At 65.6% G+C, this 14,788-nt stretch carries 13 protein-coding genes; 8 read left to right on the top strand and 5 right to left on the bottom strand.

Going from position 1 to position 14,788, the window contains the following annotated elements:
• Nucleotide 1: 1 nt before the first annotated feature.
• Genes metG through D619_RS0113700 form a run of 3 tightly spaced genes read left to right on the top strand, consistent with a single transcriptional unit; the run spans nucleotide 2 to nucleotide 3,088 of the window.
• Nucleotides 2-1,540: a methionine--tRNA ligase gene (metG, locus tag D619_RS0113710; RefSeq protein WP_033373697.1), complete on the top strand. Its 1,539-nt coding sequence runs from the start codon at nucleotides 2-4 to the stop codon at nucleotides 1,538-1,540.
• A gap of 1 nt (nucleotide 1,541) precedes the next feature.
• Nucleotides 1,542-2,312: a TatD family hydrolase gene (locus D619_RS0113705; RefSeq protein ID WP_017669172.1), complete on the top strand. Its 771-nt coding sequence runs from the start codon at nucleotides 1,542-1,544 to the stop codon at nucleotides 2,310-2,312.
• Nucleotides 2,309-3,088 (top strand): MBL fold metallo-hydrolase, encoded by a 780-nt coding sequence (locus D619_RS0113700; protein ID WP_017669171.1) that lies wholly within the window; start codon nucleotides 2,309-2,311, stop codon nucleotides 3,086-3,088. The genes D619_RS0113705 and D619_RS0113700 overlap by 4 nt, the downstream gene beginning before the upstream one ends.
• On the opposite strand, the gene D619_RS0113695 is transcribed toward D619_RS0113700, so the two are convergent.
• Entirely contained in the window at nucleotides 3,083-4,132 is a 1,050-nt protein-coding gene (locus D619_RS0113695) for a putative sulfate exporter family transporter (protein WP_017669170.1), read from the bottom strand. The genes D619_RS0113700 and D619_RS0113695 overlap by 6 nt on opposite strands.
• A gap of 198 nt (nucleotides 4,133-4,330) precedes the next feature.
• On the opposite strand from D619_RS0113695, the gene D619_RS0113690 reads away from it, so the two are divergent.
• Complete coding sequence (locus tag D619_RS0113690; RefSeq protein WP_017669169.1) at nucleotides 4,331-5,296, top strand: alpha/beta hydrolase; 966 nt, start codon at nucleotides 4,331-4,333, stop codon at nucleotides 5,294-5,296.
• Here the strand turns inward: D619_RS0113690 and D619_RS0113685 are convergent.
• A complete protein-coding gene (locus D619_RS0113685; protein ID WP_017669168.1) occupies nucleotides 5,293-5,880 on the bottom strand; it encodes a glutathione S-transferase family protein in 588 nt (195 codons plus the stop codon). The two genes, D619_RS0113690 and D619_RS0113685, sit on opposite strands and share 4 nt — an antisense overlap.
• Nucleotides 5,881-5,960: 80 nt before the next feature.
• On the opposite strand from D619_RS0113685, the gene mazG reads away from it, so the two are divergent.
• On the top strand, nucleotides 5,961-6,767 hold the full coding sequence (gene mazG, locus D619_RS0113680; protein WP_017669167.1) for a nucleoside triphosphate pyrophosphohydrolase: 807 nt from the start codon (nucleotides 5,961-5,963) through the stop codon (nucleotides 6,765-6,767).
• Nucleotides 6,768-6,804: 37 nt separating this feature from the next.
• Nucleotides 6,805-8,469 (top strand): serine hydrolase domain-containing protein, encoded by a 1,665-nt coding sequence (locus tag D619_RS0113675; protein ID WP_017669166.1) that lies wholly within the window; start codon nucleotides 6,805-6,807, stop codon nucleotides 8,467-8,469.
• Here the strand turns inward: D619_RS0113675 and prmC are convergent.
• The 3 genes from prmC to hisS are packed head-to-tail and all read right to left on the bottom strand — an operon-like array spanning nucleotide 8,437 to nucleotide 11,618.
• Complete coding sequence (gene prmC, locus D619_RS16765; RefSeq protein WP_051033514.1) at nucleotides 8,437-9,258, bottom strand: peptide chain release factor N(5)-glutamine methyltransferase; 822 nt, start codon at nucleotides 9,256-9,258, stop codon at nucleotides 8,437-8,439. The genes D619_RS0113675 and prmC overlap by 33 nt on opposite strands.
• An 18-nt stretch (nucleotides 9,259-9,276) precedes the next feature.
• A complete protein-coding gene (prfA, locus tag D619_RS0113665; RefSeq protein ID WP_017669164.1) occupies nucleotides 9,277-10,341 on the bottom strand; it encodes a peptide chain release factor 1 in 1,065 nt (354 codons plus the stop codon).
• Nucleotides 10,338-11,618: a histidine--tRNA ligase gene (hisS, locus tag D619_RS0113660; protein ID WP_026091058.1), complete on the bottom strand. Its 1,281-nt coding sequence runs from the start codon at nucleotides 11,616-11,618 to the stop codon at nucleotides 10,338-10,340. Before hisS ends, prfA begins: the two co-directional genes overlap by 4 nt.
• A gap of 114 nt (nucleotides 11,619-11,732) precedes the next feature.
• On the opposite strand from hisS, the gene D619_RS0113655 reads away from it, so the two are divergent.
• Nucleotides 11,733-12,740 (top strand): cytochrome D1 domain-containing protein, encoded by a 1,008-nt coding sequence (locus tag D619_RS0113655; RefSeq protein ID WP_033373649.1) that lies wholly within the window; start codon nucleotides 11,733-11,735, stop codon nucleotides 12,738-12,740.
• Between the two features lie 39 nt (nucleotides 12,741-12,779).
• The gene (locus D619_RS0113650) at nucleotides 12,780-14,693 is read left to right on the top strand and encodes a M61 family metallopeptidase (RefSeq protein ID WP_017669161.1); all 1,914 of its coding nucleotides are present in this window, start codon (nucleotides 12,780-12,782) and stop codon (nucleotides 14,691-14,693) included.
• The last annotated feature ends 95 nt before the right edge of the window (nucleotides 14,694-14,788 follow it).

Below are 14,788 nucleotides of genomic sequence, written 5' to 3'. Positions count from 1 at the left end.
CATGTCTGATCAAAGATCCTCCAAGCCGCGCTTCTACGTCACCACCGCCATCGCCTACCCGAATGGCAAGCCGCACATGGGCCATGCCTATGAAGCGATCGCCACCGATGTCATCGCCCGCTTCAAGCGGCTCGATGGCTTTGATGTGCGGTTCCTCACCGGCACCGACGAACACGGCCTGAAGATCGACCAGGCCGCCCGCGCTGCCGGCAAGGCCCCCAAGGCCTATGTCGATGAAATGGTTGCGCCGTTCCAGGCCCTCGATGATGCGCTCGGCATCAGCTACAGCCGCTTCATCCGCACCACCGATGAAGATCACAAGGCGCTGGTGCAGGCGCTGTGGCAGCGCATGGCGGCCAATGGCGATCTGTATCTGGGCCGTTACGAAGGCTGGTACTCGGTCCGCGATGAGGCCTATTATGACGAGGGCGAACTCGTCGCCGGCGAAGATGGCGCCAAGCTGTCGCCGCAAGGCACACCGGTGGAATGGACGGTGGAGGAAAGCTGGTTCTTCAAGCTTTCGGCCTATCAGGACAAGCTGCTGGCCCTGTACGAAAGCCACCCGGAGTATATCCAGCCTGCCAGTCGTTTCAACGAGATGCGCGCCTTTGTTGCCGGCGGGCTTTCGGATCTGTCGGTCAGCCGCACCAGCTTCACCTGGGGCATAAAGGTGCCCGGCGACGAACGGCACGTGATGTATGTCTGGCTCGACGCGCTGGCCAATTACCTGACGGGTGCGGGCGGGCTGGACGGCGAATGGTGGCCGGCGGATCTGCATGTGGTGGGCAAGGATGTGGTGCGTTTCCACGCCGTCTATTGGCCGGCCTTCCTGATGTCAGCCGGCATCGCGCTGCCGAAAACCGTGTTCGGCCACGGTTTTCTGCTCAACCGCGGCGAGAAAATGTCGAAATCGCTGGGCAATGTCGTCGATCCGGCCGCGATGGTGGAGCGCTTTGGCGTCGATCGGTTGCGCTGGTTTCTGTGCCGCGAAGTCGCCTTTGGCGAGGACGGCAGCTATTCCGACGAAGCCATTGTGGAACGCACCAACGCCGATCTGGCCAACGGCATCGGCAATCTGGCGCAGCGCAGCCTGTCGATGGTGGGCAAGAACCTGGGCGGTGTGATGCCAACCCGCGCCGGCACGCCGGGCGAGACGGAAGTCCGCCTGAAAGAAGCCTTTGTGGCCGGTTCCGAGGCCTATTTCGCCGCCATGAACGCGCTGGCGCTGCACAAGGCGCTGGATGCGCTGATGGCGATGGTGGCGGCCGCCAATGGCTATTTCGCCGAAAATGCGCCGTGGGCGTTGGCCAAGACCGACGTGGCGCGCATGGCCGAAGTGCTGGCCGCCACGCTCGACGCCACCCGCCGCATCGTCATCCTGGCCCAGCCCTTCATGCCGGCCAGCACGGTGGCGCTGCTAGATCAGCTGGGCGTGGCGGCTGATGCACGTGATTTCAGTGGGTTCAACACGCCAGTTGAGGCCGGTGTGCAACTGCCGCCGCCGGCCGGCGTGTTTCCGCGCATCACGCTGGAAGGCTGAGATGCTGATCGACAGCCATTGCCACCTCAACTACGCCATCCTGGGGGAAGATGTGCCCGGTGTGCTGGCCCGCGCCCGCGAGGCCGGGGTGGGCGGATTCCTCGCCATTTCCTGCCGGGAAAGCGAGTGGGACGGGGTGATCGCCATCGCCGATGCGCACGATGGCGTGTGGGCCAGTGTCGGCATTCACCCGCACGAGGCTGACGAACATCCCGATACCGATGCCGCCACGCTGATCGCCGCTGCCGCCCACCCACGCGTGATTGCCATCGGCGAGACCGGCCTCGATTATTATTACGACAAATCGGACCGGGAGCGGCAGAAGACGAGTTTCCGCAGCCATATCCAGGCAGCCCGGGCGACAGGCCTGCCGCTGATCGTCCACACCCGCGATGCCGAATCCGATACGCTGGCGCTGCTGAAGGAGCCGGGTGAGGGGCCGCTGAACGGCGTCATCCACTGCTTCACCGCCTCACAGGCCTTTGCAGATGAAGCCCTTGCGCTGGGTTTCTACATCTCTCTGTCAGGTATCGTCACCTTCAGGAACGCCCGCGATCTGCAGGAAACCGCCAGGACGATTCCGGCGGATCGCCTGCTGGTGGAGACGGACTCGCCTTATCTCGCCCCGGTGCCGATGCGCGGCAAGACGTGCGAGCCGGCCTTCGTCGCCCACACTGCCCGCTTCCTGGCCAATCTGCGCGGCGTTAGCGAGGCGGAACTGGCCGCCACCACGACCGCCAACTTCCGCGCGCTGTTCACGAAGGCGGCATGAAGATCACCATTCTCGGCTGCGGCACGTCCAGCGGTGTGCCGCGCATCGGCGGGGCGGATGGATCAGGGAACTGGGGCCTGTGTGACCCTGAAAACCCGCGAAACCGCCGCCGCCGTGTCTCCGTGCTTGTGCAAGCCGCCGGCAAGACGGTGCTGATCGATTGCGGGCCGGATTGCCGCGAACAATTGCTGTCGGCCCGGGTCGCGCATCTTGATGCGGTGATCATCACCCATGATCACGCCGATCATGCCCATGGCATCGACGATCTGCGCCAGGTTTTCCATGCCATGCGCCGCCCGGTGGACGTGTGGGCCAGCCCGGCAACGTTCGCGGTGCTGAAATCGCGTTTCGATTATGTGTTTCACGGCGCCACCGGCTATCCGGCCACCTGCACACCGCATGATTTCACCGCGCCGATGGTGCTGGGCGAGCTTGTCATCACTCCGTTCCCGCAGCTCCATGGCGACATTGAATCGACCGGCGTGCGCTTTGATCATCAAGGCAAGAAGCTTGCCTATTCAACTGATGTAAAAGACTTTGATGCCCGCGCCGATGCCGCGTTGACCGGACTTGATCTTTGGATCGTCGACGCGCTGCGCCGTGAACCGCATCCGACGCACACGCACCTGGAACAGACTTTGGCGTGGATCGCGCAGCGCCAGCCGGGCAGGGCGGTGCTCACCCACATGGACCAATCGATGGACTATGAAACGCTGCGTGCCGAGCTTCCGCCGGGTGTGGAGCCGGGCTTTGATGGGCAGGTGATCAGCTTATAGCGCAAGAACCGCGAAGCCCAGCGCCGCCGCCAGGCTGGTGAGGCTGGCGGCAATGCCCACCAGCAGTGGCTTGGGCCCGGCTTTCAATATCTCGCCCAATGGTGAGCGGATGGCCGTTGCCGCAACCGAGACCGCCAGCATCCAGCTGGAGACATCGGCTGCAAAACCAGAGACTTGCGCCGGGATGATGCCCGTTGAGTTGATGCCGGCCACGACGAAGAATCCCACCACGAACCACGGCAGCAACGGCGCCGCGCGCTTGCCGCCACTGATCTTCAGGGGTTGGGGCGCAGCCAGTGCCACCAACGCCAGGACCGGCGCCAGCAGGGCCACACGGGCCAGCTTCACGATGGTCGCGGTTTCACCGGCGGGCCCGGAAAAGGCATAGCCGGCGCCCAGCGTCTGCGCGACATCGTGGATGGAGACGCCGAGCACGAAGCCAGCCTGCAAGTCATTCAATTTGAACAGTTCGCAGATCGCCGGATACAGCACCAGCGCCGCGCTGCTCATCGTTGATGTGCCGACCAATACCAGCGTGAGTTCCGCCTGGCGCAGGCGGCGTTCGCCCAGTGTGGCGGATAATGCCATCGCGGCCGAGGCCCCGCAGATGGCCACGGCGCCGCCCGACAATGTGCCAAAGGCCGAGGAAAACCCGAGGCTTCGTGCCGCCAGCACGCCAGCGCCGATGGTGATGGCAACGATCAGGACCACGGCAACCAGCGACAGCGGCCCCAGCGCCACAATCTGTTCCAGCGTGATGCGCGCACCGACCAGCACGATGGCCCAGCGCAAGAGCTCGCGGCTCGCCAGCGTCAGGCCGGGCGTCAGGCGTCGATCGGCCGACAGGAAATTCATGGCAAGGCCAATCAGCAGCGCCAGCAGTGTGAGCGGCGCACCATAACGGTCTGCCAACGATGCGGCCGCCAGCGTGGCCAGCACGGCCACCAGCAGGCCGGGCAGATAATCGCGCCAGCGCGTGGCTGGCGTGCGTTCGATATCGCCGTAGAGATCGGCGGCCTGTGGCAATTGATTGGCGGCATCCATCGTTGCAGGGTTAGGCTGCCAGGCGGACTTCGCCAAGGGGGTCCGTTTCAGCTCTGCGTATATTAAACATAATATATATTATCAGGCTATCATGGCGTTACATGACAGACGCGCCACTCCGCTTCCCTGCCATCAATGCCGATTGCCAGATGATGTCCCGTTGCGCCACCGTGCCTGTACCCAAAGGCGGAGCATCCCATGCGCACCCTGACAGTCGATAACGCCGGCATCGCGCTCAATGTCGTCGTCGCCGGGCCAGACGACAGCCCCGACCTGCCGATCCTGTGCGTGCATGGCTGGCCGGAACTGTCACACAGCTGGCGGCACCAGCTCGCGCATTTCGCCGGGCAAGGCCGCCGCATCGCCGCCATGGACGTGCGTGGCTATGGCGGCAGCGACAAGCCTCATGCGGTGGCGGCCTATCGCCTGGCAGTGCTGGCGTCCGATGTTGCCGCCGTCATTGCCGCGCTGGGCGGCCGCGCCATATTGTTCGGCCATGATTGGGGTGCGCCCATCGTCTGGAACACGGCGCTGCGTCACCCTCAGGCCGTGGCCGCCGTTGCCGGGCTGAGCGTGCCATTCACGCCGTGGGGCGAAACCCGTTTCCTCGATGTGATGCGCCAGTTGCACGCCGGCAAATTCTTCTATCAATTCCATTTCCAGCCCGATGGTGTGGCCGAAACCGAACTCGCCGCCGATCCGGACGCACTGGCGAAAATCTATTTTGCCCTGTCAGGCGACGTGCAATGGCCGGGCTTTGGCCGCAAGTTGCCGGGCGACACGCTGCTCGCCGGCCTGCCCCTGCCCGATCCGCTGCCATCCTGGCTGCCGGCCGAAGACCTTGCCATCTACAAGACCGCCTTTGCCGCCGGTGGCTGGCGCGGGCCGATCAACCGCTATCGCGCGCAGGATCTGGATTTTGATGATGCCGTGCCATTGCGCGGCCAGTTCATCACCCAGCCCGCCGCCTTCATTGCCGGTACGCGCGATCCGGTGCGCGGCTTTGCGCCGGGTATGGATGCCTATGCCAATGCCGGCGCCTTCTGCCGGGATTTTCGCGGCAAGACCCTGATCGAAGGCGCTGGCCACTGGGTGCAGCAGGAGGCGCCAGCCGCCACCAATGCCGCCCTGTCGGCCTTTCTGGACGGGCTGAAGGGGCTTTAGGTGATCAGACCCAAGGCGCGTTCAACCCGCGCCACCCAGGCCTGCACCGCCGGCCATTCGGCCAGATCAAAGCCGCCTTCGTGCGCCACCCTTGTATAGGCCACCAGGCCGATATCGGCGCAGCTCAGCCCCTGCCCGGCAAACCATGTGTGCGTGGCCAGATGCTGCTCCATCTGGTCGAGTGCGGCGCGGCCCTTGCGGGTCAGTGCCGGATCAATCTCGCTGTCGGGCTTGCCGAGGTAATATTTCTGGAAGCGGCGCACAGCGATGGCCGGTTCGTGGCTATATTGTTCCCAGAACAGCCATTGCAGCATTTCGGCGCGGGCGAAGCTGTCCGCCCGAATCAGCGCGCTGCCTTCGGCCAGGTGCAGCATCAGGGCGTTGGATTGCGCCAGGCAGCGCCCATCGGCAAATTCCACCGCCGGTACCTGCCCCATCGGGAATCTGGCGAGAAACGCCGGAGCCTTGGCCTCGCCCTTCACCACGTCCACATCAACCCAGCAATAGGCGAGGCCCAGATGGTCGGCGACCCATTTCACCTTGAGGCAATTGCCGGAAACCTTGTCGCCAAAGATCGTGAACATGGCATTTCTCCCTGGCCGCAGCCCATAACGACCGTGCTGCGCGATTGAAAGCCGCGCGCCAGTGGGGCAGGGAAAAAGCCATGAGCACCGCCCCACTCTCGCTTGATCGTCTTGCCGGCATCATGGCTGCCCTGCGCCACAAGGAGCATGGCTGCCCGTGGGATCTGGCCCAGGATTTCGACACGATCGCGCCCTACACGATCGAGGAAGCCTATGAGGTGGCCGAAGCCATCGCGCTGCGCGACATGGCGGAATTGAAGAAGGAACTGGGCGATCTGCTCTTTCAGGTCGTCTTCCACAGCCGCATGGCCGAAGAAGCCGGGCATTTCGCGCTGGCCGATGTGGTGACCGCGCTGTGCGAGAAGATGGAGCGGCGCCATCCGCACATCTTTGGCGATGGCACGCGCGCGGCCGACGCCGTGGCGCAGAAGGATGAATGGGAACGCATCAAGGCCGCCGAACGGGCCGCGGCCGGCGCACCCGAAAGGCCGGTTTCGGCGCTCGATGGCGTCGCGACCGCCCTGCCCGCCCTGATGCGCGCCGAAAAGCTGCAGGCCCGCGCTGCGCGGGTCGGCTTCGAATGGCCCGATGTGTCTGGCGTGCGCGCCAAGCTGGAGGAGGAACTGGCCGAATTCGATGCCGCCACCGATGACACGCACCGCGCCGAGGAGATGGGCGACGTGCTGTTCGTGGCCGCCAATCTCGCCCGCCGCCACGGCATCGATCCCGAAGCCGCCCTGCGCGCCGGCAATGCCAAGTTCGAACGGCGATTCCGCGCCATGGAGGCGTTGGCCGGCACCGCTTTCCCGACGCTGCTGCTGGCGGAGCAGGAAGCCTATTGGCAACAGGTGAAGGCTGCGGAACGCGGCTTGCCGGCTGCGGGCTGACTTGCCACACTGAACCCTGCATAAAGGGGGAAGTGCCATGACCATCAATCGTCGCCTGTTTCTCGCCGGGGCTGCCGGCGCATCGCTGGCAGGATCGGCGCGCGCGACGCTGGTTGCGCCGGGGGCCAGCGCCGCCGAAACGAAGTCGCTGGAAGCGGTGGCTGCCTATGTGGAGGCGCACCGCCGGCATTTCGGCTTGCCAGCCATGGGGGTGGTCGTGTCGGCCGGGCCAGGGCGGCATTTCACCATCCTGTCGGGCACACGTGATTATCGAGAAACGCAGCCCCTGGCCGGCGATGAATTGTGGCAGATCGGCAGTATTTCCAAGAGTTTCGTGGCGCTGGCCTGCCTGTCCCTGCAGGCCGAAGGCAAGCTGACCCTGGACGATGAACTGCGCCAGCATCTGCCCGAAGCGCAATTGCCGGGCGTGTCGTCGGGCGGGCCGTTCACCATCAGGGGCCTGCTCGATCACACCACGGGCCTGCCGGATTTCGCGCCATCGCTGGGCGTGAAATTGTGGCGCGGTTTCAACGCCGGCAAGGGCTGGAGCTACAGCAACACCGGCTATGATCTGGTTGGCCATGCGCTGGAACGCATCGAGGGCAAGATCCTCCATCAGATCATCGAGGAACGCGTGTGCCGGCCGCTGGGCATGGCCGCGACGCGCGGCGCCATCCAGTGGAAGGACCGCGCCCGCTATCCCGCCAGCTACAGCCCGCTGCGCCCGGATCGCCCGGTGCTGCCGGGCATGGCAATGGCGCCGGCACCCTGGGTGGATGCCAATCTGGGCGCCGGTTCGGTGGCGGCGCCGCTGGCCGACATGGGCCGTTATCTGGATTTCATCGCCGCCGTTGGCCAGGGCAAGGGCGCGCCCCTGCTCACCGATGCGCAGGCGCGGCTGTGGCTGGAAAATCCGGTGGTACAGGATCCGGCCAACCCGGCGGAAACCTATGGGCTGGGCCTGATGCACCGCAGCGATGAAGGCCGTGCCTTGCTGCATCACACCGGCGGCATGGTGTGTTTCTCCTCGTCCATGCATGTCGATGCGGCGGCCGGCCTGGGCGCCTTTGCCAGCTGTGCGGTGGGCGGCATCAATTATCGCCCGCGCCTGATCACGCTTTATGCTCTGCGGGCCTTGCGGGCGGCGGCGGCCGGCGGGGCGATTCCGGCGCCCCCCGAACTCGCCGCCCTGCCCGCGGATGCCGGCGATTATGTTGGCAGTTACAGCGACGGGCAGCAGCAGCTGGACATATTGCCGGGCCTGATTGCCGTGCTGGATGGTGCGCGGGTGCCGCTGCAGGCGATCGCACCAGGCATGTTTGCCACTGCCCATCCGGGGCTGGTGGATTGGCCTCTGGTGGCGCAGCGGCGCGACAAGGCGGTGATCGCGCTCGATCACGGCAGCCGGCGCTTCGTGCGGTCAGGCGTGAATGCCGCCCTGCCCGCCACGCCGCCGGAACTTGCCGGGCTGGCCGGCCATTATCAGAGCGATGATCCGTGGATTGGCGGAGCCGCCGTGGTGGCGCGCGGCGACAAATTGTTCCTGGGTGGCGTGCTGCCCCTGCGCCGCACCGGAAAGGATGATTGGGTGCCCGATGATGCGCCAAACAGTCCGGAGCGGCTGCGGTTCCTGGCGCATGTGGCTGGTGTGCCGCAGGCGATGGAGTGGTCAGGCCGCCGGCTCGAGCGGCGGGATGTGTAGCGCCGCGCAGCGGTCGCGGCCGGCCAGATCGGGGTAAATGCGGGCGGCAAGGCCATGGGCGGCGGCCATGTCCAGCAGGGCCGGCCCCTGGCGGTGGCCGATCTCCAGCAGCGCCAGACCGCCGGGGTTCAGCAATTCGGCAAGCTGCGGCAGGATCCGGCGATAATCGTCGAGGCCATCGCTGCCGGCAAACAGCGCACGGGCCGGTTCGTGGCGGCGGACTTCTTCGGAAAGTGAATCATTTTCAGCAATATAGGGCGGATTGCTGAGAATGAGGTCAAACCTCTCGGTCAGCCCCTCACCCCAGTCTCCCAGCCGGAAGGCGGCGCGTTCGGCCAGTCCGGTGCGGTGGGCGTTTTCCTGCGCCACTGCCAGGGCGGCCGGGCTGGCATCGATGCCTAGGCCCGTCGCCTGCGGCCACTCGCTGAGCGCGGCCAGCAACAAGGCGCCTGACCCGGTACCAAGATCGAGGATGCGGCGCGGCGCGGTGCAGCGCTGCAACGCCACTTCGATCAGGGTCTCGGTGTCGGGGCGCGGGATCAGCACATCGGGCGTGACCTTCAGGGCCAGCGACCAGAATTCGCGGCTGCCGGTGATGTGCGCAACAGGTTCTCCATTGGCGCGCCGTTCGATCAGTTTTTCATAGTCTTGCGGATGGATATTCCGATCTGGATTCAAGATCAGATCGCCACGCGAGCACCCGAGATGATGGGCCAGCAACACTTCGGCATCGAGCCGCGCCGTGTCTCCACCGATACGCAGAGCCGCTGAATGCAGGAGATCGGCGATGCGGGTCACCCCCCCAACTCAGCCAAGGCTCGCCAGGCGGGCAGCTTCATCCTCGGCAATCAACGCCCCCACCAGTTCATCAAGGCCGCTGCCATCAATGATCTCGGGCAGGCGATGCAGCGTCAGGTTGATGCGGTGATCCGTCACCCGGCCTTGCGGGAAATTATAGGTGCGGATGCGTTCGCTGCGATCGCCGCTGCCCACCATGGCCTTGCGATCCGCGCTGCGCGTGGCTGAAAGGCGCTCGCGTTCCGCATCAAACAGGCGGGTGCGCAGCAATTTCAGCGCCTTGGCCTTGTTCTTGTGCTGGCTGCGTTCATCCTGCACGGCAACCACGATGCCGCTGGGCAGATGGGTGATGCGCACGGCGCTGTCTGTCGTGTTGACATGCTGGCCGCCGGCGCCCGAAGCGCGGAACACGTCGATGCGCAGATCCTTGTCGTCGATGGCGACATCCACATCTTCGGCTTCGGGCAGCACGGCCACGGTGGCGGCACTGGTGTGGATGCGCCCGCCGGCTTCGGTGGCCGGTACACGCTGCACACGGTGCACGCCGCTTTCAAACTTCAACCGGGCAAATACGCCGGCGCCGGCGACGCTGGCCACGATTTCCTTGAAGCCGCCGAGATCTGATGCATTGGCCGACAAGATTTCCCAGCGCCAACCGTGGTTTGCCGCATAACGCTCATACATGCGGGCAAGATCGCCGGCAAACAGCGCGGCTTCATCGCCGCCCGTGCCGGCGCGGATTTCCAGCACGGCGGAGCGATCATCGGCAGCATCGCGCGGCAGCAGCTTCAGCGCCAGCGCTCGCTCCGCGCCCGGCAAACGCGCGGTGATTTCGGCCAGTTCTTCCTGCGCCAGCGCATGCATTTCATCGCTGGCGGGGATCGCCTGCAGTTCGTCCCGCGTCGCCAGCAGGGCCCGCCACGCCTGCGCCGCCTCCACCAGCGGAGTCAGTTCGGCATAATCCTTGGACAGCGCCACGAACTGATCGGCCGGCAGCGCCGGATTGCCCATGTCGTGCGCCAACTGGGCATGGCGACGCTCGATCTGGGCGATACGCTCGACCGGCAGCGTCATCCCTTGAGACCGCCCCCGGACAGGCGGGCCCGGATGGCGGCGACGGCTTCGGCCATGGCCACCGGCACCTGTTCGCCGCTGCCCAGATCGCGCAGGGTGACATTGCCGGCCGCCACTTCGTCCGCGCCAATCAGCACGGCGAGCCGCGCGCCCGACTTGCCGGCGCGTTCCATCTTCTTCTTCAAATTGCCGCGCCAACCCTGTTCGGCCGATATGCCGGCCAGCCGCAGGCCCTGCAGCAGCGCCAGCGCGCCATTTTCGGCTTCCGGGCCAACGGCGACCACGGCGACCTGAACCTTGGGCAAGGTCGGTTCCGCCACCAGCATCGCCAGCCGCTCGATCCCCGCCGCCCAGCCCACAGCCGGCGTTTCCGGCCCGCCCATATGGCCGATCAGGCCGTCATAGCGCCCGCCGCCGAGCACGGTGCCCTGCGCGCCCAGGCTTTGCGTGATGAATTCGAACACGCTGTGGCGATAATAATCCAGCCCGCGCACCAGCCGGGCGTTGCGCGTCCAGGCGATGCCGCTGGCGGCCAGGCCGGCCTGCAGGCGCTCGAAGAACTGCCCGGCTTCGACGCTGAAATAATCATCGATCTGCGGCGCATCGGCTACCAGCGCCTGATCACCCGCGTCCTTGCTGTCGAGAATGCGCAGCGGGTTGGCGTCCAGCCGGCGCTGGCTGTCTTCGGACAGGTCACCGCGATGCCTGGTGAACCAGGCGGCCACGGCGGCGCTCCAGGCGGCGCGCGTTTCCGGATCGCCCATGCTGTTGATCGTCACCACCACATCATCGGCCACGCCCAGTTCTTCCAGCAGATGCTGGCCGAGCGCGATCACCTCGACGTCTGCCGCCGGCTCGCCCGCACCCAATATTTCGGCGTCCAATTGGTGGAATTGGCGAAACCGCCCCTTTTGCGGGCGCTCATAACGGAACAGCGGCCCCCACGCCGCCAGCTTCAGCGGCGCCAGTTGCTGCCAGCCATTTTCGATATAGGCGCGGGCGATGCCGGCGGTGAATTCCGGGCGCAGGCACATGGCATCGCCGCCGCGATCGGTGAATTCATACATTTCCTTGGAGACGACATCGGTCGTTTCGCCCAGGGAGCGCGTGAACACGGCGGTGCTTTCGAACACCGGCACTTCCACCCGGCCAAAGCCATGCAGCTTGCGCACGCGGTTGAAGGTTTCGATCACATGATCGAAGCGGGCGGCGGCCTCGCCGATCATGTCTTGCGTGCCCCGAGGTTTCTGGGGTGGGTTCTGGGGCGCCTTGCTCATGGCAACGGCGTTTAAGCGAGGCAGACTGCCAGCGCAACGCCGGCATGGCATTCAGGTGGTGGACATTGCCGCACGGCTCTGGTCCACTGGATCGGGATCATCGGGGGATAGCCCATGCAAATACCAAGGGCCGTCGCGGCCTTCATCATGATGGCCGGCGTGTCGGCACCGTTGTGGGCGCAATCGCTGGTGGTGGTGAACCAGGGCAATGCCACGGCCAGCATCATCGATGGCACCTCGCTTGAAGTGGTAGGCAGCATCGAGCAGCGCCTGCCGGACCGGAATCGCGCGCATGAAGTGGCGATCACGCCGGATGGCAAGACGGCCTATCTGCCGGTCTATGGCAATTCCGGTGTCGGCCGGCCGGGCAGCGATGGCCGCGAGATGCTGATCGTCGATCTGCCGAGCCGCACCATCATCGGTACGGTGGATTTCGGTCGCGGCGTGCGCCCGCACCTGCCGGTGATCGATCCGAAGAGCGGCCTGGTTTACGTGACCACCGAGCTCGACAACAGCGTTGCCATTGTCGATCCCAAGGCCCGGGCCGTGGTTGGCCGCATCCCCACCGGCGCCGAACAATCGCACATGCTGGTGCTGTCACCCGATGGCCGCACCGGCTACACGGCCAACGTGGGGCCGGGATCGGTTTCCGTGCTGGACATGGTGGCCCGCAAGACCTTGGCGGTGATCAAGGTGGCCGATCAGGTGCAGCGCATCGCCCTTTCCGCCGATGGTCGCCTTGCCTTCACGTCGGACACGCAGGCCCCGCGCATGGCGGTGATCGACACGAAGACCCGCACCCTGAAACAATGGGTGCCCCTGCCCGGCCGTGGTTATGGCGCCGCCGCGTTGCGCGATGGCCGCTCCCTGCTGATCATCATGCGTGAACCGGCCGGATCCGACGCGGTTGCCGTGGTTGACCTGAAGAAGATGGCGGTCGTCCAGACCATCCCGGTCGGGAAAGGCCCGCAGGCCATTGTCATCCAGCCTGATGAAAAACTGGCCTATGTCAGTTGCGCGGGCGATGGCACGGTGGCCGTGATCGATCTGGCACAGCGGCGGGTCATCCGCACCATTGCCACGGCCGCCGGTGCCGATGGGATGGCCTGGGGGGGCAAATAGGCTTGAAACAGGCGGACATTGCCGGCTAACCCTTCGGCCATGCGCATGTTTCTCCTGCTGGCTTCCGCCCTTATCGCCGCCCCTGCCCTTGCGCAGCGTTCGATGCCGCAACCGCTGCCGATCGTGGACGCCTTGCCGGCCGCGAAGGATATGCCCTTCCCCGGCACCATGCGCCTGCATGTGGACGCAACCGATACCCAGCGCGGCGTGTTCAAGGTGGAACAGACCATCCCGGTGCCGACCGAACTGGCGGGCCAGCGCATGGCGCTGCTGTTCCCGAAATTCCTGCCCGGCAAGCACGCGCCGCGCGGCGAGATCGAGAAGCTGGCCGGCCTCGAAATCCGTGCCCAGGGCCAGTTGCTGCGCTGGCAGCGCGATCCGGTTGATGTCTTTGCCTTCTGGGTGGAGGTGCCGGCCGGAGCCACGGCGCTGGATGTGCGCTTCCAGTTCCTTTCTGCCACCGATGGGCCGCAGGGGCGGATCGTCGTCACCTCCGACATGCTCAACCTGCAGCCCAACAGCGTCTCGCTCTATCCGGCGGGCTGGTTCACGCGCCAGATTCCGGTGTCGCTCTCCGTCACCTGGCCGCAGGGCTGGCAGGCGGCCAGCGCGATGCGAGAGGCCAGCCGCGATGGCAGCCGCGTCGCGTACCAGACGGTGGATTATGAAACGCTGGTGGATAGCCCCTTCTTCGCCGGCCGCCATTTCGCCAGGTGGGATCTGGGCCAGAATGTCACGCTCAACGTGGTCGCCGATGATGCGCGCTTCCTGAAGGCCAGTGACGAACAGATTGGCAAGCACAAGGCGCTGGTTGCGCAGGCGGTGAAGCTGTTTGGCACCCGCCAGTTCGATCATTATGATCTGCTGCTCAGCCTCACCGAGAAGATGGGCGGCATCGGGCTGGAGCATCACCGCAGTTCCGAAAATGGCGTCGACACCGGCTATTTCACCGATTGGGATCGCGGACCTGGCCGGCGCAACCTGCTGCCGCACGAATTCACCCACAGCTGGAACGGCAAGCACCGGCGCGGCGCCGATCTGGTCACGCCGGATTTCCGCACGCCGATGCGCAACTCGATGCTGTGGGTGTATGAAGGGCAGACGCAATTCTGGGGCTATGTGCTGCAGGCGCGATCCGGGCTGGTTGGCGCGGCTGACACGCTCGACCAACTGGCCAATATCGCCGCCACGCTGGACAACCGCCCGGCGCGCAGCTGGCGCAGCCTGGATGATACCACCAACGATCCGCTGATCACGCCGCGCGCGCCCAAGGGTTGGCTCAGCTTCCAGCGCAGCGAGGATTATTACAACGAAGGCCTGCTGATCTGGCTGGAAGCCGATGCAATCATCCGGCGGGCCAGCAATGGCACTCGCAGCCTCGATGATTTTGCGCGCCGCTTCTTTGGCACCGGCGATGGGGATTGGGGGGTGAAGCCCTATGATTTCAATAGCCTCGTTGCCGATCTGAATGCGGTGCAGCGGCATGACTGGGCCTCCCATCTGCAGCGCCGGCTCACTGAGAAGGCCGAGGGCGCGCCGCTGAAGGGCCTGGAACTGGCGGGCTGGAAACTGGTCTATCTCGACAAGCCGACGGCGGCCTTCACCGATGCCAACCGCCGGCAGCTCAATCTCAGTTTCTCCGGCGGCCTGCTGCTGGGCACCGCCGGCAAGGTGGAACAGGTGCTGTGGAACAGCGCTGCCTTCGAAGCCGGGCTGGTAGTGGGCGATGTGCTGCTGGCCGTGAACGAGCTGCCCTACAGCGATGAAACGCTGCGCGCCGCCGTGACGGCCGCCAAGGGCGGGACCACGCCGATCCGGCTGCTGGTGAAAACGGATGACCGGGTGCGCACGGTGGAATGGGCCTGGCACGGCGGCCTGCGCTATCCGCGCCTGGAACGCATCGGCACCACGGCACCAACGCCGCTGGAACAATTGCTGACCCCGCGCAAATGAACCCGGCGGCCCGGTCGCCCGCGGCATTTGAACCCCCTTTTGCCCCATGGACAAGCGGGTTCCAGCCCCGTAACCGGCGCTGCAAGGATTATCAG

It is taken from the genome of Sandarakinorhabdus sp. AAP62 (assembly GCF_000331225.1).
Lineage (GTDB): Bacteria > Pseudomonadota > Alphaproteobacteria > Sphingomonadales > Sphingomonadaceae > Sandarakinorhabdus.
The sequence above is the reverse complement of the archived record's forward strand: the minus strand, read 5'-3'. Positions and strand labels throughout refer to the sequence as shown.